Raw genomic sequence first — 20,134 nt, 5'->3', positions numbered from 1 at the left:
GGCCATCTTGTTGTCCACCACCGATCTGCGTCTGACCGCGTCCCGGCGGGGGTAGGCCCGGGTCCCCACCCCGACCTGGAGGCACCCGTGCCGAAGTCCCACCGCGTCCCCGCCGCCGACCTGCCGCCCGGCGCCGTCCGTCAGGCCGGCCCGTGGGCCGTCACCAACGCCGACGGCCGGCTGTCCGCCGTGTCCCGCCGCTGCCGGCACCAGCTCGCCGACCTGTCCCAGGGCAGCCTGGACGCCGACGGCTGCCTCGTCTGCCCCTGGCACCAGGCCCGCTACGACCTGCACACCGGCGAGATGGTGTCCGGGCCGCGCGGGTTCCTCGGCTACCACGGCCCGACGCCGGGCTACACCGGCCTGGTCAAGCGCCTGGGTCAGGTGGTGCGCCTGCGCGTGCGCCGCGCCCACCGCCAGGGCACCGACGTCGTCGTCGACTAGCGGACCCCTCTGCTCCCACCACTCGCGAGCTCGCGGCGGGACCCCGCAGAGGGCCGGGCGGAGGGGTCCTCCGTCAGCGGAACTCGACGGGCTCGTCGACGCCGCCGATCATGCTGTCCACGGGCTGGTCGGCGCCGGTCGGGCCGACCGACACCCCCTGGATGGCGGCGACCTCGTCGGCCGACTTCGGCAGCAGCCGGCCGTCGCGGATGTCCTCGGCCCAGTGGCAGCTGACCAGGTGCAACGGCGCGAGCTCGCGCAGCACCGGCACCTCGTCGTCGCAGCGGGTCTCCTGCCGCCAGGGGCAGCGGGTGTGGAACCGGCAGCCCGACGGCGGGTTGGCCGGCGAGGGCAGGTCGCCCGACAGCAGGATCCGCTCGCGGGAGTCCTCGAGCACCGGGTCCGGTACCGGGACGGCGCTCATCAGGGCCCGCGTGTACGGGTGCAGCGGCGCCTCGTAGAGCGCGTCGGCAGGTGCCTGCTCCACCAGCGAGCCGAGGTACATGACCCCGACGACGTCGCTGATGTGCCGGACGACGGCCAGGTCGTGGGCGATGACCAGGTAGGTGAGCCCGAGCCGCTCCTGCAGCTCCTCGAGCAGGTTGAGCACCTGCGCCTGCACCGAGACGTCGAGGGCCGACACCGGCTCGTCGGCGATGAGCAGGTCGGGCTCGACGGTGATCGCCCGGGCGATGCCGATGCGCTGCCGCTGGCCACCGGAGAACTCGTGCGGGTAGCGGCGCAGCGCGGCCTCGGGCAGGCCCACGGCGTCCAGCAGCTCGCGCAGCCGCCGGGCGATGGCGGGCTTGTCGCCGCCCAGGCCGTGGGCGTGCAGCGGCTCGGCCAGCAGCGACTCGACGTCCTGGCGGGGGTCGAGGGAGCCCAGCGGGTCCTGGAAGACCATCTGCATGCGGCGGCGCATGTGCCGCATCGGCTCGGGCTTGAGCGAGGCGACGTCGGTGCCGTCGAAGAGCACCTTGCCCGCGGTGGGCTCGGTGAGCCGCAGGATGGCCCGGCCCAGCGTGGACTTGCCGCAGCCGGACTCCCCGACCAGGCCGTACGTCGTCCCGCGGTCGATGGACAGGTCGACGCCGTCGACGGCACGCACGTGCCCGACGGTGCGGTCGACGAACAGGCCGCGGCGGATCGGGAAGTGCACCTGCAGGCCCTGGACCTGCAGCAGCGGTCCGGACGCGGGGCTCGTGGGCTCGGTGGTCATCGGTCGGCTCCCGGGGTGGTCGGCGACCCGGCGACGGGCGGGACGGTCAGCGGGTGGCGGCAGCGCAGCTCGCGGCCGGCGCCGTCGGACTCCAGCGGCACGGTGCTGCCGGCCACCTCGGTGAGGCAGTCGTCGCGGCCGGAGTCGCAGCGCGGGGCGAAGGCGCAGCCCTGGGCCCACGGGATGGCGTCGCGGGCGGACCCGCGGATCGGGGTCAGCGGGGTGCCCCGGGTGGTGTCCAGCCGCGGTACCGAAGCCAGCAGGCCGCCGGTGTAGGGGTGCCGCGGGCGGGCGAACAGGTCGCCACGGTCGGCGGTCTCGATGATCCGGCCGGCGTACATGACGTGGACGCGGTCGCAGAGCCCGGCGACGACGCCCAGGTCGTGGGTGATCATCACCAGCGCCGTCCCGGAGCCCTGCACGAGCTCGCGCAGCAGCTCCAGGATCTGCGCCTGGATGGTGACGTCGAGGGCGGTGGTGGGCTCGTCGGCGATGAGCAGCCGCGGCGAGCAGGCCAGCGCCATGGCGATGAGCGCGCGCTGGCGCATGCCGCCGGAGAGCTGGTGCGGGTACTCCCCCAGCCGCCGGCGCGGGTCGGGGATGCCTACCCGGTCCAGCAGGTCGGCGGCCTCCTCGGTGGCCTCCTTGCCGCTCATCCCGCGGTGCTCCTTGAGCACCTCGGTCACCTGGACGCCGATGGTGACCGTCGGGTTCAGCGAGGACAGCGGGTCCTGGAAGACCATCGCCATGTCGGCGCCGCGGAGCTTGCGCAGCGCGCGGTCACCGGCACCGAGCAGCTCCTGGCCGTCGAGCCGCACCGAGCCGGCGACCTGCACGCCGCGCTTGGGCAGCAGGCCCATCACCGCCAGCGAGGTCACCGACTTGCCACAGCCGGACTCCCCGACCAGGCCGATGGTCTCCCCGGGGGCGACGGAGAAGCTGACCCCGTCGACGGCCTGGGTGCCGGCCTCGCCGCGGCGGGTGAAGCGGACCGAGAGGTCCTCGACCTCGAGGACCGGGGTCGTGGAGGCGGCGTGCCGAGGCGCCGCCGAGAACGCGGTCGAGCCGTTCATGGTCACCTCCGGAACTTCGGGTCGAGGGCCTCGCGCAGCGACTCCCCGAGCAGGGTGAAGCCGAGCGCGACCACGATGATGCACAGCGCCGGGTAGACGGCCAGCATGGGTGCGAAGGACAGCACGGCCTGGGCACTGGAGAGCATCGCGCCCCACTCCGGCCGGCTGATGTCGGGGTCGCCGAGACCCAGGAAGCTCAGCGCCGCGGCCTCGATGATCGCCGTGGCCAGCGAGAGGGTGGCCTGGACGATCACCGGCGACAGCGAGTTGGGCAGCACGTGCCCGAGCACGATCCTGCTGCGCTTGACCCCCAGCGCCTTCGCGGCGAGGGCGTAGTCGCTGTCCCGCTGGGACAGCATCGACCCGCGCAGCAGCCGGGCGAAGACCGGCACCTGGGTGACCGCGATGGCGATCATCAGCGCGTACTGGTTCTGGCCCAGCAGCACCGAGATGCTGATGGCCATCAGCAGGCCGGGGATGGACAGCAGGATGTCCACGAAGCGCATCACCACGGTGTCGACCCAGCCGCCGAACGCGCCGGCGAGCACGCCCAGCGCCATGCCGGCCACGGCGCCGAGGACGGTGGAGACCACCCCGATCAGCAGCGACTGGCGCGAGCCGTAGATCAGCCGGGACAGCACGTCCCGGCCCAGCTGGTCGACCCCGAGCGGGAAGCCCTCCCGGGAGCCGGGGATGGAGCCCTGCCGGACCTCCGACAGCAGCGCCTGCTCCAGCGGGTCCCGCGGGGCCAGCCACGGCGCCAGCGCGGCGACGAGGAGGAAGGCGACGACGATGACCGCGCCGATGATCGCCACCGGGTCGCGGCGCAGCCGGCGGAAGGCGCTGCGGGCCAGCGAGACCCCGCCCCCGCCCGCGGGCACCTGACCGGCGCGGGCGGCCAGCTCGTCGATCTTGTCGCGGCGGGTCGAGCCCAGGGCGGCGGTCATCGGACGCGCACCCGGGGGTCGAGCAGCCCGTAGGAGATGTCCACCAACAGGTTCACGAGCACGTAGACCACCGCCAGGATGAGGATGAAGCCCTGCAGCAGTGCGTAGTCCCGGTTCGCGATGGCGTCGCGCAGCGCGGAGCCGACACCGCCGAAGGCGAACACGGTCTCGGTCAGCACCGCGCCGGACAGCAGCAGACCGGTCTGCAGGCCGATCGTGGTGGACACCGGGAGCAGGGCGTTGCGGATGATGTGCCGTCGCCGCACGGTCGCGGTGGCCAGGCCCTTGGCGTTCGCCGTCCGGACGTAGTCCTCGTTCACCACGTCCAGGACCGAGGCGCGGGTGATCCGCACGATGATGGCCAGCGGGATCGTGCCGAGCGCGATGCCGGGCAGCACCAGGTGCAGGACGGCGTCCCAGGCGGCGTCGAACTCCCGGGTCATCAGCCCGTCGAGGACGAAGAAGTTGGTGATGTGCGTGGCGTCGATGCGCACGTCCTGCCGGCCCGAGCCGGGCAGCCAGCCGAGCTGGACGGCGAACAGCAGCCGCAGCAGGTAGGCCAGGAAGAAGACCGGGATGGCCACGCCCAGCAGTGAGCCGATGACCGAGCTGGAGTCGATCCAGCTGCCGTGCCGGCGGGCGGCGAGGTAGCCGAGCGGGATGCCGATGCCGATGGCGAACACCATCGCGAAGATCGTCAGCTCGAGGGTGCCGGGGAAGCGCTCGAGGAACTCGGTCGTGACCGCCTGGCCGGTGCGGGACGAGGTCCCGAAGTCCAGCTGGAGGGCACGGCCGAGGAACTTGCCGTACTGGACGAGCACCGGCTGGTCGAGACCGAACGTCTCGTTGTACCGGGCGATGTCCTCGGGGGTGGCGCGCTCACCGAGCGCAGCCTGGGCCGGTCCGCCGGGCAAGGCACGCAGCCAGGCGAACAGCAGGACCGAGAGGCCCAGGAGGATCGGGATCAGCTGCAGGAGCCGTCGGACGATGAAGCGGAGCACGCTGGCTGGTCAGCCTTCCTGGATCGACGACCGGGGGTGGACACACCACCGGGGCGACCCGTCAGGGCCGCCCCGGTGGTGTGTGTTCACTCGCTGATCGTGACCGTGGAGAAGTCCTCGGCCGACAGCGGGCTCGGGACCAGGCCCGAGACGTTCTCGGCGACGACGATCGCGTTCGGGGCGTGGGAGATCGGGACCGCCGGGAGGAAGTCCATGATCGCCTTGTTGGCCGCCTCGTAGAGCGGACCGCGGGCCTCGACGTCGGGCTCGCTGTCACCGGCGGCCAGGGAGGAGAAGACCTCCGGGGCGCTCCAGCCACCGAACTCGGCCTTCATCTTGCCGCCACCGGCGTCGGCGAAGAACGTGCCGATGAAGTTGTAGGCGTCGTTGTAGTCACCGGTCCAGCCGAGCAGGTGGACGTCGGCCTGGCCGGCCTGCACGGCGTCGAGGTAGTCCGGGTTCCACGGGAGGGAGGTCGGCTCGACGGTGAACCCGGCGTCGGTCAGGTTCTTGCTGATGACCTCGTACATGGCGGCCGGGTCCGGCAGGTAGGGCCGGCTGACGTCCGTCGGGTAGTAGAAGCGCAGCGTCGTGCCGGTCGCGCCGGCCTCGGCCAGCAGCGACTTGGACCGCTCCGGGTCGTAGGCGTACTGCGTGACGTCCTGGGTCCAGCCGTCGACGGCCGGGGGCACGAACTCGATCGCGGCCTCGGCGCCCTCGGGGAGCAGCGAGCGCACGATGGTGTCGCGGTCGATGGCGTGGGCGATGGCCTGGCGGACGCGGACGTCCTGCAGGGCCGGGTTCGCGCTGGTGCCCTCGATGCCGCCGCCGTTCATGCCCAGGTAGAGGACGTTGAACGGGTCGCGGGGCAGGACCTGGAAGCCGCCCTGCTCCAGCGCCTGGTAGTCGGCCGGGGCGACGAGGTCGTAGCCGTCGATGGAGCCGGCCTGCAGCTCCTGGCGGCGGGTGTTGCCGTCGGCGATGGAGCGGAAGACGATCTCGTCGACGCCGGCGGCCTCGCCCCAGTAGTCGGCGTTCTTGACGATGCTGACCGTCTTGTTGCCCCGGTCCCAGCTGCCGAACTTGAAGGGGCCGGTGCCGGTCGGGTGCGCGGTGGCGTACTCGGAGTAGGTCAGCGCGTCGCCGTTGCCGCCCAGCTCGTCGGCCTTGTACTGCTCCAGCGCGGCCGGGCTCTGGATGGCGAAGCTCGGCAGGGCCAGCACGGCCGGGAAGCGGCTGGTGGTCTCGGTGAGGGTGATGACGGCGGTCGCGGCGTCGGTGGCCTCGCACCCGGCGTACAGGCTGGGGACGTCCGGGGTGCTGGCGAACCCGCCGAAGTTGTTCTGCCAGTACTCGGAGGCCGCGGGGCTGGCGGCCAGGCCGGTGAAGTTGTACTGACGGTCGAAGTTGAAGCAGACGGCCTCGGCGTTGAAGTCGGTGCCGTCGTGGAACTTGACGCCCTCGCGCAGCGCGAAGGTGTAGGTCAGGCCGTCCTCGGAGACGTCGTAGCTCTCCGCGAGCGCCGGCTCCAGGTCCGCGGTGCCGGGCGCGTTGGTCAGCAGGCCCTCGTAGATCTGGCGGGTGACGCGGAAGGACTCACCGTCGGTGGCCAGGGCCGGGTCGAACATGGTCGGGTCGCCGGCGGCACCGAAGACGAACGTGCCGCCTCCGCCACCGCTGGCGCTGCTCTCGCCTGCGGCGGTCCCGGACTCGTCCCGGTCGCTGGAGGCACAACCGGCCAGCGCGAGGGCGGACAGCGCGGCCGCGGAGGCGGCCAGTGCGCGGGTGGGGCGACGATGCATCGCGGAGGACCTGCCTTCTCGGCCGTACACGGCCGGATGATCTGGAGCCTGACCGCCCGCAGACCGGAAGGTCTGGGGCACGGCCAGGGACATTAAGTGCGCTTTGTGACGCACATGTGTCTGTCCACCTCATCGTCACCGGATCGAGACCTCCCGTGCACCGGCTCCTCACCCGGCCGCGCCGACACCTCACGCACCGTCCCCGGCCGCGCCGGCGGCCGGCTCACGGGACCCCCGGCCCCGTCGCAGGGTCCCGCCCTGAGCCTGCGACGGGCGGGGGCGACGGGGGCCTTCGTCTAGGCGTCGATGCGGCGGCGGCCCTCGAAGGCACGGCCCAGGGTGACCTCGTCGGCGTACTCGAGGTCACCGCCGACGGGCAGACCGCTGGCCAGCCGGGACACCGCGAGCCCGAGCGGGCCGACCAGCCGCGCCAGGTAGGCGGCGGTGGCCTCGCCCTCCAGGTTGGGGTCGGTGGCGATGATCAGCTCGGTGACCTGGCCGTCCATCAGCCGGGTCATCAGCTCCTTGACCCGCAGGTCGTCCGGGCCGATGCCCTCGATCGGGCTGATCGCCCCGCCGAGCACGTGGTAGCGGCCCTTGAACTCGCGGGTGCGCTCGATCGCCACGACGTCCTTGGGCTCCTCGACGACGCAGATGACGTCGAGGGTGCGGCGGGGGTCGCGGCAGATGCGGCACTGCTCGCCCTCGGCGACGTTGAAGCAGGTCACGCAGAAGCGGACCTCGGCCTGCACCCGCTGCAGTGCCGCGACCAACCGGACGACGTCGGCGGACTCGGCGGCCAGCAGGTGGAAGGCGATGCGCTGCGCGCTCTTGGGACCGACCCCGGGCAGCCGCCCGAGCTCGTCGATCAGGTCCTGGACAGCGCCTTCGTACACGGTTCTCCTCGTCTGGGTGGGGTGCGCGGGCAGCGGTGCCGCGCCGGCGCACCCCGGTGGGTCAGAAGCCGGGCAGACCCAGGCCGCCGCCAAGACCGCCGGTCAGCGGGCCCATCGTGCTGGCGGCGAGCTCGTTGACGGCGCGCTGCGCGTCGCGGACGGCGGCGATCACCAGGTCCTGCAGCGTCTCGACGTCGTCGGGGTCGACGGCCGCCGGGGCGATGGTCAGCGCGGTGATGTCGCCGTCGCCGGTCATGGTGACCGTGACCAGCTCACCACCGGCCGAGCCGGTCACCTCCGTGGCGGCCAGCTCCTGCTGCGCGGCGGCGAGCGCCTGCTGCATCTGCTGCGCCTGCGCGAGCAGGGCCGACATGTCGGGCTGTCCTCCGGGTCCCATGGCACCGAGAGTAGGTGCTGCCACCGACACCGCGCGGCGACCCGGCGCGCAGGTCGTCCTGGACCCCCGCGGTACGTGAGACCCGGCCCCGTCGCAGGGTCCCGCCGCGCGCGGGACGTCCCGTGGCGCGGGTCAGGCCCCCTCGCAGGGTCCCACCGCGCGCGGAACGTCCCGTGGCGAGGGTCAGGCCCCGTCGCAGGGGCCCGCCGCGCGCGGAGCGTGCGGTGGGGGGCGGGGGGGTCCTTCCTCAGTCCTCGATCGGGCGGGCGCCGAGCTGGGTGCGCAGCAGGAGCAGGGCCGCGGCGTGCGGGTCCTGCTCGGGGGTGTCCGCGCTGCCGGGGGCGGGCTCGGCGGCCCGCTCGGCCATCAGCTCGTCGGCCTCGGCGGTCTCGGCCGCCTGCACGGCGGCCCGGACGTCCTCGGGGGTGGCCGCCGGGCCGGCCGGGGCCTGCCCGGGGACGTCGACGATCGTCTGGACCTTCCAGCGGACGCCCAGCAGCTCCTCGACCGACTGCCGCAGGACCTCCCGGTTGAGGTCCTCGCCCATCATCTTGGCCAGCGCCGGCGAGGTGAAGGACAGCGTGAGCGTGCCGTTGGCCAGGTCGTGCACCTGCGCGCTCTTCATCAGGCCCTCGGTGGTGCGCTTGTGCCGCTTCACCACCGCCTGCAGCTCGGGCCAGATCCGCCGGACGTCGACGGTGGTCAGCTCGGTGTCGCCGCCGGCCGGCTCGGGCGGGAGGGCCGAGACCAGCGGCGTGGGCTCCCCACCACGCGGTGAGGGTGCGGACTCCGCGGCGGCCCGTGGCGCCGGGGCCGTGGTGACGGCCGGACGGGCGGGCTCGCTGCTGGCCGGGGCGGACTGCGTCGCGGGGGCGGACGGCGCGGGCGCGGTGACCCGCGCAGGCTGCGGCCAGTCCTCGTCGTCGGTGGGCTCCGGCGGCAGCGGAACATCGGGCTCGGAGTCCGCCACCGCCGGGCGGGGACGCGGCTCGGGCGCGGCCGGCGGGGTCGGCGGGGCAGCCGGCGGCGGGGTGGGCGCGGACGCCGCCATCGCCCCGGGGCGCGCGGTGACCGGCCAGCCGTCGTCCCCCTCGGGCGCGGGTGCCGACGGGCCGGCCGCCGGTGCGGCCGGGGCCTGCGCGGCTCGGGCCTGCGACGGCCGGACGTAGGCCGGCCGGGCGGGCGCTGCTGCAGCGGCCGGAGCCGGCGCGGCGGGCGCCGGTGCGGCTGGCGCCGGCTCGGCGACGCGGGCGGCCACCGGTGCCGGCCGGGCCGCTTCACGAACGGGCTCACGAACGGGCTCACGGGCGGGCTCGCGGACCGGGGCGGCGGCGGCCGGCTCGGGGCGGCCGGCGTGCTCACCGGCGATCGACATCCGACGCTCGAGCCGCTCCAGGCGCTGCAGGGTCGCCGCACCCGAGCCGTCGGTGGCCGGCAGCAGCATGCGGGCGCAGACGAGCTCCAGCAGCAGCCGGGGCGCCGTCGTCCCGCGCATCTCCGACAGGCCCTCGTGCACCGTGTCGGCCAGCCGGGACAGCGTCGCCGCACCCAGCGCCTGGGCCTGGCGGCTCATCAGGTCCAGCCGGTCGGGCGGGCAGTCCAGCAGGCCGTTGCCGCCGGCCTCGGGCACGGCCTCGAGCACGATCAGGTCGCGCAGCCGGTCGAGCAGGTCGGTGGCGAAACGGCGCGGGTCGTGGCCGGCCTCGACCACCCGTTCGACGGCCTGGAAGACACCGGGCGCGTCGGAGGCGGCGAGCGCGTCGACGGCCTCGTCGAGCAGCGCCTCGTCGGTGACGCCGAGCAGGCCGACCGCCGAGCGGTAGGTGACGCCCTCGGGCCCGGCGCCGGCCAGCAGCTGGTCCAGGATCGACAGCGAGTCGCGCACCGAGCCGCCACCGGCGCGCACCACCAACGGGAACACGGTCGGCTCGACCGTGACGCCCTCGGCGGTGCAGGTGCGCTCCAGCAGGCCGCGCAGCGTGCTGGGCGGCACCAGCCGGAACGGGTAGTGGTGGGTGCGCGAGCGGATGGTCGGGAGGACCTTCTCCGGCTCGGTGGTGGCGAAGACGAAGACGAGGAACTCCGGCGGCTCCTCGACCACCTTCAGCAGGGCGTTGAAGCCCTGCGAGGAGACCATGTGCGCCTCGTCGACGATGTAGATCTTGTACCGGCTGTGCACGGGGGCGAAGAACGCCTTCTCGCGCAGGTCGCGGGCGTCGTCGACACCGCCGTGGCTGGCCGCGTCGATCTCCATCACGTCGATCGACCCGGGGCCGTCGGGGGCCAGCGCGACGCACGAGCCGCAGACGCCGCACGGAGTCGACGTCGGGCCCTGCTCGCAGTTCAGCGAGCGGGCCAGGATCCGCGCCGACGACGTCTTGCCGCAGCCGCGTGGGCCGCTGAACAGGTAGGCGTGGTTGATCCGGCCGTTGTCGATGGCGTTCATCAGCGGCGCGGTGACGTGATCCTGACCGACCACCTCGGCGAAGGTCGCCGGGCGGTACTTGCGGTAGAGCGCCAGAGCCACGACCCGAATCTACGTGGCCGCACCGACGGTCCGGGCGCACCTCGCCCGTCGGTGCCCGTGCGTCACCGCCCCGGCACGGACGGGCGCAGCGCTACTTCGTCAGGTTGAGGAAGAACTCGACCTGGCCCCGGTCCTCGACCCGCACGAACCCCAGGTCGGGCGGGTCGATGCCGTAGTCGCTGAAGACGACCGGCACCGCGCCGGAGACGTCGACCCCGTCGGCGGTGCGCACGACGGAGATCTCGGTCTGCACCGGCTGCGTCACGCCGGCCACGGTCAGCTCGCCCGTCACCGGCACGGTCACCGGGGTGCCGGTGAGCTCGGGCAGGTCGGCGGTCTCGGTCACCGAGAAGGTGGCCGTCGGGTGGGTCGCCACGTCCATCACGTTGTCGCGGAAGTAGCCGTCCCGCCGGGAGGAGTCGGTTGTGATCGAGGCGACGTCGACGGTCACGTCGGCGTCGGCGAGGTCGCCGCCGGCGATGACCACGGAGCCGGTGACCTGGTCGGTCGTGCCGGCGACGGTGACGTCGGCGCCGTTGAGCACCTCGTCCACGCGGTAGCCCGCCGAGGAGTCGGCCGCGATCGCCCACGTCCCGTCGAGGGCCGCCGTGTCGGGCGGAGGCGCGACGGAGCTGGTGGGTGCCCCGGAGGGTGCGCTGCTGGTGGCCGCTGCGACGTCCGGCTGGGCCTGGACGGTCCGCGCGGGGGCGGCGTCCTCCTCGAGTGCGGCGTAGACGAGCGGGCCACCGATCGCCCCGGCGGCGACGACGGCCACCACCCCACCCGTGATCCACCAGACGCGACGACCGGCCATGTCCACTCCCGAGGTTGACGGTTCATGGATCGAACCGCACGAACCTGGGAGGAGCCTGTGGGTCAGGAGACGAAGGGACCCCTCGCACACCCGTCAGAGCCCGCTTATCCTTGCTGCCTTCCGGCCCTGGGGAGGTTCACAGGGTGACGCCGCACGAGGGGTCGACGACCACTGTAGAGGACGCCCGGCCCGCACGGGGAGCCAGGGGGCGGCCGCCGCGAGGCGGCCTGTTGCGGAGGATGGGAGATTCGAACTCCCGAGGGCTTGCACCCAACCCGCTTTCCAAGCGAGCGCCATAGGCCACTAGGCGAATCCTCCAACTGCGTGGGCAACTGTACCGGTCAGCTCTCCGGCCGTGCGCCACTCCCCCTCGTCCGGAGCGCCCGCGACCCTCGGGGGTGGTTGAGTGATCGCCGACAGCCGGCGACCGCCGCGCAGCGCGACAACCGGAGGGACTGGACATGAGCAGTACCGAGCAGGTGCGGCCCGAGGTGGTCGCCGCCATCGTCACCGCACTCCAGAACACCGACCCCAGCGACCTCCCGACCGACGCCACCCGCGCGGAGAAGGACGCCGCCAAGGACCGGTACCTGTCGGGCATGGTCGCCGAGCGGGCGCAGCGCGACCGGCAGACCCGGGCGTGGGAGCTCCTGCTCACCCGCGGGCACGACGAGCCGCCGAGCTGGGAGTCGCTGTTCGACGAGCTGCCGGAGAGCTCGCTGGGCGAGCTGGCCGAGCTCTACGACGCCCTGCCCGAGGGGGCGCAGGCGGAGTACGCACGCCGTTACGGCGCCCCGGCCGCCACCTGACCGGCGGACCGGCGGGCGTGCGGGCAGGGCAGCGGTGACGGCGCCGGGTTCCCGGGTGGCCGGGCGCTACCTCGTGCGCTCCCGGCTCGGTGGCGGGGCGATGGGGGCGGTCTGGCTCGCCCGGGACGAGCTGCTGGGCCGCGACGTCGCGGTCAAGCAGGTGCTCATCCCGGTCGGCAGCGACCCCGAGGCCACCGCGGGGCACCGCGAGGCGGCCATGCGCGAGGGCCGGATCGCCGCCCGGCTGACCCACCCGCACGCGGTCTCCGTCTACGACATGGTCGACGACGGCGGGACGCCGTGGCTGGTCATGGAGTACCTGCCCTCCCGCAGCCTGGCCCAGGTGCTGGCCGCGCAGGGCACGCTGCCGGTGCAGCAGGTCGCGCAGATCGGCGCGCAGGTGGCCGACGCGCTGGTGGCCACGCACGCCGCCGGCGTCGTCCACCGGGACGTGAAGCCGGGCAACATCCTGATCGGCGAGGGCGGCCGCGCCGAGGGCCTGGTGAAGATCACCGACTTCGGCATCTCCCGGGCACGGGGCGACGTCTCGCTCACCCAGACCGGCGTGGTCAAGGGGACGCCGGCCTACCTCGCCCCTGAGGTCGCCCGCGGCCAGGAGCCCGACGAGGCCAGCGACGTCTACTCCCTGGGCGCGACGTTGTTCGCCTGCCTGGAGGGGACGCCGCCCTTCGGCATGACCGAGAACCCGCTGGAGATGCTCTACCGGGTCGCCGGCGGCGACTTCGACCGGCCGCGCAACGCCGGTGCGCTGACCCGGCCGCTGATGCGGATGCTGAACTCCGAGCCGGGCAAGCGGCCGTCGATGACCCAGGTCCGGGACCAGCTGGCCGGCCTCGCCGCCGGCCGGGACCGCGACGTCACCGACGTCCTCACCGCGCGCACCCCGATCCCCACCACGCTGACCGACATCCGCCCGGTGGACGGCCGGGCGGTGCCGCCGGTACCGCCGGCCGAGCGGTCGGTCACCGCGCCGGTCCCGGACCCCGCTCCCCCGCTGGTCCCGACGCCGGACGACCCGCCCGTGGCGGCTCCGGCGGACGCCGGCCGGGTCGCGCCTCCTGCCCGCACCACCGTGGGCGCGCCCCCGGCCCGCCCGCAGGGTCGCCGCCGGGGAGCGGTGCTGCTCGGCGCGCTGGCCGCCGCCCTGGTCGGGGTCGGCGTCCTGCTGTTCCTGCTCGGTCAGGACGGCGACCAGACCCGGGCCGCGGCCCGGACCGGCACCGCCTCCCCCTCGTCCACCCCGCCGGCGCCCTCCACGTCCAGCTCCTCCACGCCGTCGGGCACCACCGCGCCGAGCACGTCGGCCGCCCCGACGCCGACCACGACCGCCCCGACCACCACCGCGCCCACCACCACCGCGCCCACCTCGACCGCCCCGGCAGAGACGACCCCGGCACCGCCGCCGCCGACGCCCGCCGGCCCCGCGCCCGGTTCGGCGGCGGAGGTGCAGCAGACGCTGACCAGCTACTACGCGCTGCTGCCCGGCGACCCCGAGGCCGCGTGGGAGCGGACCGGGCCGACCCTGCGCTCGGCGATCTCGCGGGCGAACTACGTCCGCTTCTGGAACCGGTTCAGCGCGGTGACGCTGGGGCCGGTCTCGGCCTCCGACGGCTCGCTGACCGCCACCGCGCCGGTCACCTTCGTGGAGGACGGCGGCCGCGAGCCCGAGCAGCACACGTTCACCTTCGTCCGCGGGGCCGACGGCCGGCTGCTCGTGGACTCCGACCGGGCGCAGTGAGGCCCGCGCCGGACCCCGGACGCGAGAACGGCGGCGCCTGATCCGGTGTGGATCGGGCGCCGCCGTCAGCTGCGGTGGCGGTGGGATTTGAACCCACGGAGGCTGTGAACCTCACACGCTTTCGAGGCGTGCTCCTTCGGCCGCTCGGACACGCCACCGCCGGAGAGACTACAGGCCCCGCTTCGCGCGGAAGAACGCACGTAGCAGCGTGGCGGACTCCGCGGCCCGGATCCCGGTCACGACCTCGGGGCGGTGGTTGAGCCGGCGGTCCCGGACGACGTCCCACAGCGAGCCGGCCGCACCCGCCTTCGGGTCGTCGGCGGCGTAGACGACCCGGGCCACGCGGGCCAGCACGCTCGCCCCGGCGCACATGGTGCAGGGCTCGAGGGTGACCACCAGCGTCGCGCCGGTCAGCCGCCAGCCGTCGCCGTGCAGCCGGGCGGCCTCGCGCAGGGCCAGGACCTCGGCGTGCGCGGTCGGGTCCCCCCGCTTCTCCCGCTCGTTGGCGGCCTCGGCGAGCACCGCGCCGTCGGGCCCCAGGACGAGCGCGCCGATGGGCGTGTCGCCCCACTCCTGCGCCGCGGCGGCCAGCTCGAGCGCCCGCAGCATCGCCTCGTCGTCGGTCACGGGGACATCCTGCGCACAGTCGAGCCCTGCCCCCAGGTGGGGGCAGGGCTCGACTGTCCGCGGGACCCCTCAGGCGGTGGCCGCGGCCCGCAGCTCGTCGGCGAAGCCGATCCGCCCGGCGATGGCGAGCACCAGCTCGTCGGCCCACATCTCGTCGGAGTCCAGCAGCGCGGTGAGCTCCTCGGCGGGGAGCCCGGCGTCGGCGAGAACGGCGAGGTCCCCGCCGGGCCAGCCCTGCTCGTCGTCGTCGAAGGCGTCCTCGATGGTGGTACCGGCCTCGACCGGGATGCCGTAGCGCTCGACCACCTCGGCGGCCAGCAGCCACTCCTGGAAGGTCGCGTCGGAGATCAGCGCGCGCACCATGCCGCCGGGCCCGTGCCGGAGGACGACGAAGTACAGCCGGCTGTCGACGACGATCACGAGCGGCCCGGGCCAGCCCGGCGACCCCGGCTCCCCCAGTGCCTGCTCGAGCACCGGGAGCTCGCTGTCGGCGTCGGCGGCCAGCAGGTCGCAGTGCCAGCGCCCGTCGAGGTGGGCGACCCGGACGGCGAAGCTGGGCCGCAGCGCGGTGCCGGGGTCCGGCGGGGTGGTCATAGCCTGTAGATCATGGCCGACCCCGCTCCCGACGACAGCAGGACGCCGGGTGCCGCGAGCGCCTTCCCCGTGCCGACGATGCCCGTGCCGCCGGTGTCGGTGGTCGGACTGGGGCAGCTCGGCGGGTCGCTCGCCGCGGCGCTGGTCGCCGGCGGCCGCCCCGTGTCGGGCTGGGACGTCGACCCGCGGGCCCGCGCCGCCGCCGAGGACACCGGCGTGCAGGTCACCCGGGAGCTCACCGGGGTCGTCGTCCTCGCCGTCCCGCTGCCGGTGATGGCCACCGCGCTCGACGGGCTGCGGGTCGACCCGGGCGCGACGGTCACCGACCTGGGCTCGGTCAAGGTCCCGGTGCTCGACGCGCTGGGCGCCGCGCACGGCGGGCGGTTCGTCGGCGGGCACCCGATGTGCGGGACGGAACGGTCCGGCCCGGACGCCGTCGACCCCGCGCTGTTCAACGGCGCCCGGTGGGCCCTGTGCCTGGAGCCGGACACCGACCTGCGCCGCTGGCTGCGGGTGGCGGAGATCGCGCTGGCCGTCGGGGCGGAGGTGGTGCCGGTGACCGCCGCCGAGCACGACGACGCGGTGGCCGCGATCAGCGCCGTCCCGCACCTGCTCGCCGCCGCGCTGGCCGCCGCCGCGGGGCAGGCCGGGCCGCTCGCGCTGAGCCTGGCGGCCGGCAGCTACCGGGACGCCACCCGCGTCATCGCCAGCGACCCGGCGTTCGTCACCGCCCTGGTCGAGGGCAACGCCGCCCCCGCGGCCGCCGCCCTGGCCCGGGTGCGCGCCCAGCTGGACCGCCCCTGGCCCGAGCTGGTCGCCGACGGCCACGCGGTGCGCACCGCGGCCGCCGGGCGCCGTCCGGTGCGGGTGCCCCTGGAGCGCTCGGCACTGCTGACGCTGGGCCGGTCCGGGGGCGCGGTGACCCGGCGGCTGGCCGCCTTCGTCGAGGGCTGGGTGCCCGAGCCTGCTGAGCCGCAGGCATGACCTCGTCGCCGAGGGGGCAAGCTGGGCGCATGGCAGACGACCACGACAAGGACATCCACGCCCAGATCGAGGCGCTGGTCGAGGAGGAGCACGCGCTCCGCAACGCGACCGAGCACACCGACGAGCAGCGCGCCCGGCTGCGCTCGATCGAGGAGGAGCGGGACCAGCTGTGGGACCTGGTCCGTCAGCGTGACGCCAAGCGCCAGTACGGCGAGGACCCCGACGAGGCGCAGGCCCGCCCCGAGCCGCAGGTCGAGAACTACCTGCAGTAGCCGGTCGGACGGCGGCCGCCCCGGTGGCCGCCGTCACCCGATCGGTCGTCCCCGCCGACCCCAGGACACTTCGGCGTCGAAGTGTGTGCGAAGTTGATCTCCCGGGTACGCAGCGCGGTGCACGCCGTGCGGTCCGGTTGCGCGGGTGCGGCAGACAGGAGCTCGTCGATGGCAGTCCAGGGTGCAGTGCAGGCGCGCGAGATCCGCCGGGCGGTGGTGACCGGCGGGGCCGGCTTCCTGGGCTCGCACCTGTGCGAGCAGCTGCTCGAGCGCGGCGTCGAGGTGGTCTGCCTGGACAACTTCCTCACCGGCGCCCCGGAGAACGTGCAGCACCTCATGGAGCACCCCGGCTTCCGCCTGGTGCGCTGCGACATCACCGACTACGTGCACGTCCCCGGACCGGTCGACCTGGTGCTGCACTTCGCGTCCCCGGCCAGCCCGATCGACTACCTGAAGATGCCGATCGAGACCCTCAAGGTCGGCAGCCTCGGCACCCTGCACGCGCTGGGCCTGGCCAAGGACAAGGGTGCCCGCTTCCTGCTGGCCTCGACGTCGGAGGTCTACGGCGACCCGCTGCAGCACCCGCAGCGCGAGGACTACTGGGGCAACGTCAACCCGGTCGGCCCGCGGGGGGTCTACGACGAGGCCAAGCGCTTCAGCGAGGCGCTGACCACCGCCTACCGCACCTCGCAGGGCATCGACACCGCGATCGTGCGCATCTTCAACACCTACGGCCCGCGGATGCGCGCCGACGACGGCCGCGCCATCCCGGCCTTCGTGGGACAGGCGCTGGCCGGCCGGCCGCTGACCGTGGCCGGCGACGGGTCCCAGACCCGGTCGATCTGCTACGTCGACGACACCGTGCGCGGCATCCTCGCCCTCGCCTTCTCCACCGAGACCGGCCCGATGAACATCGGCAACCCCGACGAGCTGTCGATGCTGGAGCTGGCCCGCTGGATCGTGGAGCTCACCGGTTCGGACTCCGAGATCGGCTTCATCGACCTGCCGGTCGACGACCCCAAGGTGCGCCGGCCGGACACCACGCTGGCCACCGAGGCCCTCGGCTGGGCGCCGGCGGTCACCTCCGAGGTCGGCCTCCGCCGCACGGTCGAGTGGTTCGCCACCCAGCGCGAGGCGAGCCTCAGCCAGGTCGGCTGACCACCCGGTCGCCGTCCTGCCGGACGGCGTCCGGGAGGCCCGGACGATCGGCGTCCGCGAGCCCGGCCGGGGGCCGCCCGGATGGGTACAGTGGCGCACCGACCGATGGCCGCTCGCCCACTGGGCGCCGGGCACCCCCAGGGCGCCTGCGAACACGACCGGAGAACAGCAGATGGGGCGCCACGCCCACACCCGCGCCCGTACCGACCGCCGCCGCCCCGCCCTGCTGGCCGGCCTGGCCGCGCTCGTCGTGGCCGTGGTCGTGGCCGGGCTGGTCTGGTGGACCACCGGCGACGACGAGACCGCCCCGACCGCCGCCGGTGGCGGCGGGTGCACCGACCGCCGCACCGTGCCGGTGACCGTCGCCCCCGAGCTCGGCGCACTGGCCGGGCAGCTGCTCGCCCAGCCCCTCGACCTGGGCGGCGGTTCCTGTGCCGTGGCCGAGGTGACCGCCACCGAGCCGCTGCAGACGCTGGCCGACCTCGGCTCGCTGGCCCCCGACGCCCTGCCGCAGGTCTGGGTGCCCGACTCCTCGCTGTGGGCCGCCCGCGCGGGCGGCAGCGGACTGGAGGCGGCCGGCTCGGTCGCCACCTCGCCGCTCGTGCTGGCCACCAGCCGCGCCGCCGCCGACCAGCTGGGCTGGACGACGACCCCGCCCACCTGGGGCGAGGCGCTGACCACCGACCGCCCGCTCGCCGTGCCCGACCTGGCCGCGAGCGCCGAGGGCGTCTCGGTCCTGGCCGCCGTGCGGCAGTCCCTCGGTGGCGGTGAGGCCGCCGACAACGCCGTCGTCGAGGCCGTGCTGGCCGCCGGCCGCGGGGACGTCCCGACCGTGGCCGACGGCCTGGCCGCCGGCACCGCGGGCGGCGCCGACGCCCCGCTGGTCCCGGTCAGCGAGCAGGAGGTGCTCGCCGCCAACCAGGCCGCCGGCTCCGACGCCCTGGTCGCGGTCTACCCCCGCGAGGGCTCCCCGTCGCTGGACTACCCGGTGCTGCGGCTGCCGGTGGGTGACGACGGCCAGCGGCGCGCGGTCGACGCCGTCGTCCAGGCGCTGACCGCGGGCACGGCCGGCGAGCAGGCGCGCGCCGCCGGGTTCCGGGACCAGCAGGGCGGCTCCCCGGCCGGTGCCGGCACCGGCACCGGCGTGCAGGAGGCGGCCCCCCAGCAGGTGGCGCTCGACCCGGCCGCCGTCCAGGCGCTGCTGGGCCGGCTCGCCAGCCTGGCCACGCCGTCCCGGCTGCTGACCGTCATGGACGTCTCCACCTCGATGGAGGCCGCCGCCGGGGACGGCACGCGGGCCACGCTCGCCCGCGACGCCGGCAAGAGCGCGCTGACCCTGCTGCCGGACTCCCACTCGGGTGGCGTCTGGGCCTTCGCCCACCGGCTGGACGGTGACCGCGACTGGGTCGAGCTGGCCCCGCTGCGCACCTTCGCCACCGACGTCGGGGGCGGGAAGACCCACCGTCAGCTGATCGACGAGCAGTTCGACACCCTGCCCTCGATCCTCGACCCCGGTGGCACCGGCCTGTACGACACGACGCTGGCCGCGGTGCGGGCCGCCCGCGAGGCCTACGACCCGGGGTCGGTCAACACGGTCGTGCTGATCACCGACGGCGAGGACGACGACGACGAGGCCGGCATCGACCTCGGTCCGCTGCTGGACACGCTGCGCGCCGAGGCGGACCCGGCGCGCCCGGTCAAGGTCGTCGGGATCGCGCTGGGCCCGGACGCCGACCTCAGCGCGCTGGAGCAGATCGGCCAGGCGACCGGGGGCGCGGCCTACCCGTGCCTGGACCCCGAGGACCTGCAGGGCGTGCTCTTCGACGCGATCCGCCGCCGGGGCTGAGGCTCGTGGAGTCCCCAGGGTGCACTTCTGGCGCCCTGGGACTCCACTACAGCAGCGCGTCGAGGGCGGTGGTGACCTCGGCGACGGTGACCTCCGCGAGGGCCGGGTCCAGCTCGGTGCCCCACGGGTCGCCGGCGCCGTCGCCGTGCCACAGGACGACGTGCTGCGGGCGCGGCGGCGGGCCCCACAGCGCGGGTGACACCGGGCCGAACAGCACCACCGAGGGACGCCGGTAGGCCGTGGCCAGGTGGGCCACCCCGGTGTCGCCGCAGACGACGACGGACGCCGCGGCGACCACTGCGGCCAGCTCGAGGGAGGTGGTGCGCCCGGCGAGCACCGCGTCGTCGCCCAGTCCGGCCCCGGCGGCGACCGCCCGGGCGAGCTCGACCTCGGCCGGGCCGCCGGTGACCCGCACGTCGTGCCCCTGCGCGCGCAGGTGCCGGGCCACGGCGGCGAACCGCTCGACCGGCCAGCGCCGCCCGGGGAACGCCGCCCCGGGGTGGACGACCGCGGCGCCGCGCACGGGCGGATCGACGTCGGGGACGCGCAGGTCCAGGGCGTCGGGGTCGCAGGTGACGCCCAGCCCCTCGTCGACCAGCCGGCACCAACGCCGCACCTCGTGCTCGTCGGCGTACCAGGTGGGCCCGGGGTAGCCGGGGCTGTCGAAGGTGAGCAACCGCTGCGGGTGCAGGCCGGCGACGACCACGTGCGAGGCGGGGCCCTTGCCGTGCAGGTCGACGGCGAGCTCGGGCGGCGGACCGGACCAGTCCAGCGGCTCGAGCTCGACGGCGGGCAGCACCTCGTCGACGGCGTCGATCAGCGCGGCCAGCGGCTCCAGCGCCCGCGTCGTCGCGAGCACCAGCCGGTGGCCGGGCACCGCAGCCCGGATCCCCCGGATCGCCGGCACCCCGGTGAGCAGGTCCCCCAGCCCCAGCGGCCGCAGCACGACCGCAGTGCGGCCCCGC

The 20,134-nt window shown here is 74.9% G+C and carries 19 protein-coding genes, 2 tRNA genes and 1 other RNA gene; 7 read left to right on the top strand and 15 right to left on the bottom strand.

All coding sequences use genetic code 11. From position 1 onward, the window contains the following. The first annotated feature begins 87 nt into the window (after positions 1-87). Positions 88-444 carry a Rieske (2Fe-2S) protein gene (locus tag O2W14_RS13825; protein ID WP_269176682.1) on the top strand — a complete coding sequence of 119 codons (357 nt, stop codon included), beginning with the start codon at positions 88-90 and terminating at the stop codon, positions 442-444. A gap of 73 nt (positions 445-517) precedes the next feature. Here O2W14_RS13825 and O2W14_RS13820 read toward each other — a convergent pair whose 3' ends face one another. From O2W14_RS13820 to O2W14_RS13770, 11 genes are all read right to left on the bottom strand, one after another. Further along, positions 518-1,663 (bottom strand): ABC transporter ATP-binding protein, encoded by a 1,146-nt coding sequence (locus O2W14_RS13820; RefSeq protein WP_269176681.1) that lies wholly within the window; start codon positions 1,661-1,663, stop codon positions 518-520. After that, positions 1,660-2,736 carry an ABC transporter ATP-binding protein gene (locus O2W14_RS13815; RefSeq protein WP_269176680.1) on the bottom strand — a complete coding sequence of 359 codons (1,077 nt, stop codon included), beginning with the start codon at positions 2,734-2,736 and terminating at the stop codon, positions 1,660-1,662. The genes O2W14_RS13820 and O2W14_RS13815 overlap by 4 nt, the downstream gene beginning before the upstream one ends. A 2-nt stretch (positions 2,737-2,738) precedes the next feature. Beyond that, the gene (locus O2W14_RS13810; protein ID WP_269176679.1) at positions 2,739-3,683 is read right to left on the bottom strand and encodes an ABC transporter permease; all 945 of its coding nucleotides are present in this window, start codon (positions 3,681-3,683) and stop codon (positions 2,739-2,741) included. Next, positions 3,680-4,684 (bottom strand): ABC transporter permease, encoded by a 1,005-nt coding sequence (locus O2W14_RS13805; protein WP_269176678.1) that lies wholly within the window; start codon positions 4,682-4,684, stop codon positions 3,680-3,682. Before O2W14_RS13805 ends, O2W14_RS13810 begins: the two co-directional genes overlap by 4 nt. An 86-nt stretch (positions 4,685-4,770) precedes the next feature. Then, positions 4,771-6,486: an ABC transporter substrate-binding protein gene (locus O2W14_RS13800; RefSeq protein ID WP_269176677.1), complete on the bottom strand. Its 1,716-nt coding sequence runs from the start codon at positions 6,484-6,486 to the stop codon at positions 4,771-4,773. 296 nt (positions 6,487-6,782) lie between these two features. Beyond that, positions 6,783-7,382 (bottom strand): recombination mediator RecR, encoded by a 600-nt coding sequence (gene recR / locus O2W14_RS13795; RefSeq protein WP_269176676.1) that lies wholly within the window; start codon positions 7,380-7,382, stop codon positions 6,783-6,785. Between the two features lie 61 nt (positions 7,383-7,443). Beyond that, entirely contained in the window at positions 7,444-7,779 is a 336-nt protein-coding gene (locus O2W14_RS13790; protein ID WP_269176675.1) for a YbaB/EbfC family nucleoid-associated protein, read from the bottom strand. Positions 7,780-8,026: 247 nt separating this feature from the next. Continuing rightward, positions 8,027-10,306: a DNA polymerase III subunit gamma and tau gene (locus O2W14_RS13785; RefSeq protein ID WP_269176674.1), complete on the bottom strand. Its 2,280-nt coding sequence runs from the start codon at positions 10,304-10,306 to the stop codon at positions 8,027-8,029. Positions 10,307-10,397: 91 nt separating this feature from the next. Continuing rightward, positions 10,398-11,120, bottom strand: a complete 723-nt coding sequence (locus O2W14_RS13780) for a YceI family protein (protein WP_269176673.1) — start codon at positions 11,118-11,120, stop codon at positions 10,398-10,400. Between the two features lie 70 nt (positions 11,121-11,190). Continuing rightward, positions 11,191-11,286, bottom strand: an RNA gene (gene ffs, locus O2W14_RS13775) — signal recognition particle sRNA small type. Between the two features lie 67 nt (positions 11,287-11,353). Beyond that, positions 11,354-11,438 (bottom strand) — tRNA-Ser (locus O2W14_RS13770). Positions 11,439-11,581: 143 nt separating this feature from the next. On the opposite strand from O2W14_RS13770, the gene O2W14_RS13765 reads away from it, so the two are divergent. Together O2W14_RS13765 and O2W14_RS13760 are read left to right on the top strand one after the other, a co-directional pair. Beyond that, positions 11,582-11,929 carry a hypothetical protein gene (locus O2W14_RS13765; RefSeq protein WP_269176672.1) on the top strand — a complete coding sequence of 116 codons (348 nt, stop codon included), beginning with the start codon at positions 11,582-11,584 and terminating at the stop codon, positions 11,927-11,929. Between the two features lie 34 nt (positions 11,930-11,963). Beyond that, on the top strand, positions 11,964-13,688 hold the full coding sequence (locus O2W14_RS13760) for a serine/threonine-protein kinase (RefSeq protein WP_269176671.1): 1,725 nt from the start codon (positions 11,964-11,966) through the stop codon (positions 13,686-13,688). 72 nt (positions 13,689-13,760) lie between these two features. Here the strand turns inward: O2W14_RS13760 and O2W14_RS13755 are convergent. From O2W14_RS13755 to O2W14_RS13745, 3 genes are all read right to left on the bottom strand, one after another. Continuing rightward, positions 13,761-13,846, bottom strand: a tRNA-Ser gene (locus O2W14_RS13755). Positions 13,847-13,856: 10 nt separating this feature from the next. After that, a complete protein-coding gene (locus O2W14_RS13750) occupies positions 13,857-14,315 on the bottom strand; it encodes a nucleoside deaminase (RefSeq protein WP_269176670.1) in 459 nt (152 codons plus the stop codon). Positions 14,316-14,384: 69 nt separating this feature from the next. Further along, a complete protein-coding gene (locus tag O2W14_RS13745; RefSeq protein WP_269176669.1) occupies positions 14,385-14,909 on the bottom strand; it encodes a tRNA adenosine deaminase-associated protein in 525 nt (174 codons plus the stop codon). A 12-nt stretch (positions 14,910-14,921) separates the two neighbouring features. Here O2W14_RS13745 and O2W14_RS13740 point away from each other — a divergent pair, with 12 nt between their 5' ends. From O2W14_RS13740 to O2W14_RS13725, 4 genes are all read left to right on the top strand, one after another. Beyond that, on the top strand, positions 14,922-15,893 hold the full coding sequence (locus tag O2W14_RS13740; protein ID WP_269176668.1) for a prephenate dehydrogenase: 972 nt from the start codon (positions 14,922-14,924) through the stop codon (positions 15,891-15,893). Positions 15,894-15,922: 29 nt separating this feature from the next. Next, a complete protein-coding gene (locus O2W14_RS13735) occupies positions 15,923-16,165 on the top strand; it encodes a DUF2630 family protein (RefSeq protein WP_269176667.1) in 243 nt (80 codons plus the stop codon). A gap of 168 nt (positions 16,166-16,333) precedes the next feature. After that, positions 16,334-17,323, top strand: coding sequence for a UDP-glucuronic acid decarboxylase family protein (locus O2W14_RS13730; protein ID WP_269176666.1), 990 nt, complete (start codon positions 16,334-16,336; stop codon positions 17,321-17,323). A 172-nt stretch (positions 17,324-17,495) separates the two neighbouring features. Continuing rightward, positions 17,496-19,169 (top strand): VWA domain-containing protein, encoded by a 1,674-nt coding sequence (locus tag O2W14_RS13725; RefSeq protein ID WP_269176665.1) that lies wholly within the window; start codon positions 17,496-17,498, stop codon positions 19,167-19,169. Positions 19,170-19,215: 46 nt separating this feature from the next. Here O2W14_RS13725 and O2W14_RS13720 read toward each other — a convergent pair whose 3' ends face one another. Beyond that, positions 19,216-20,115 carry a glycosyltransferase family 9 protein gene (locus tag O2W14_RS13720; protein WP_269176664.1) on the bottom strand — a complete coding sequence of 300 codons (900 nt, stop codon included), beginning with the start codon at positions 20,113-20,115 and terminating at the stop codon, positions 19,216-19,218. Between the last annotated feature and the right edge of the window lie 19 nt (positions 20,116-20,134).

The sequence above is a fragment of the Modestobacter sp. VKM Ac-2986 genome, assembly GCF_026967795.1.
GTDB lineage: Bacteria > Actinomycetota > Actinomycetes > Mycobacteriales > Geodermatophilaceae > Modestobacter.
Note: the sequence above shows the minus strand (reverse complement) of the source record. Positions and strands in the feature narration are given on the sequence as shown.

Excerpts from the sequence above, each read along its gene's own strand:
- O2W14_RS13820 (WP_269176681.1), bottom strand. The coding sequence starts at position 1,663 with ATGACCACCGAGCCCACGAGCCCCGCGTCCGGACCGCTGCTGCAGGTC.
- O2W14_RS13815 (WP_269176680.1), bottom strand. The coding sequence starts at position 2,736 with ATGAACGGCTCGACCGCGTTCTCGGCGGCGCCTCGGCACGCCGCCTCC.
- O2W14_RS13810 (WP_269176679.1), bottom strand. The coding sequence starts at position 3,683 with ATGACCGCCGCCCTGGGCTCGACCCGCCGCGACAAGATCGACGAGCTG.
- O2W14_RS13800 (WP_269176677.1), bottom strand. The coding sequence starts at position 6,486 with ATGCATCGTCGCCCCACCCGCGCACTGGCCGCCTCCGCGGCCGCGCTG.
- O2W14_RS13790 (WP_269176675.1), bottom strand. The coding sequence starts at position 7,779 with ATGGGACCCGGAGGACAGCCCGACATGTCGGCCCTGCTCGCGCAGGCG.
- O2W14_RS13780 (WP_269176673.1), bottom strand. The coding sequence starts at position 11,120 with ATGGCCGGTCGTCGCGTCTGGTGGATCACGGGTGGGGTGGTGGCCGTC.
- O2W14_RS13765 (WP_269176672.1), top strand. The coding sequence starts at position 11,582 with ATGAGCAGTACCGAGCAGGTGCGGCCCGAGGTGGTCGCCGCCATCGTC.
- O2W14_RS13745 (WP_269176669.1), bottom strand. The coding sequence starts at position 14,909 with ATGACCACCCCGCCGGACCCCGGCACCGCGCTGCGGCCCAGCTTCGCC.
- O2W14_RS13740 (WP_269176668.1), top strand. The coding sequence starts at position 14,922 with ATGGCCGACCCCGCTCCCGACGACAGCAGGACGCCGGGTGCCGCGAGC.
- O2W14_RS13735 (WP_269176667.1), top strand. The coding sequence starts at position 15,923 with ATGGCAGACGACCACGACAAGGACATCCACGCCCAGATCGAGGCGCTG.
- O2W14_RS13730 (WP_269176666.1), top strand. The coding sequence starts at position 16,334 with ATGGCAGTCCAGGGTGCAGTGCAGGCGCGCGAGATCCGCCGGGCGGTG.
- O2W14_RS13725 (WP_269176665.1), top strand. The coding sequence starts at position 17,496 with ATGGGGCGCCACGCCCACACCCGCGCCCGTACCGACCGCCGCCGCCCC.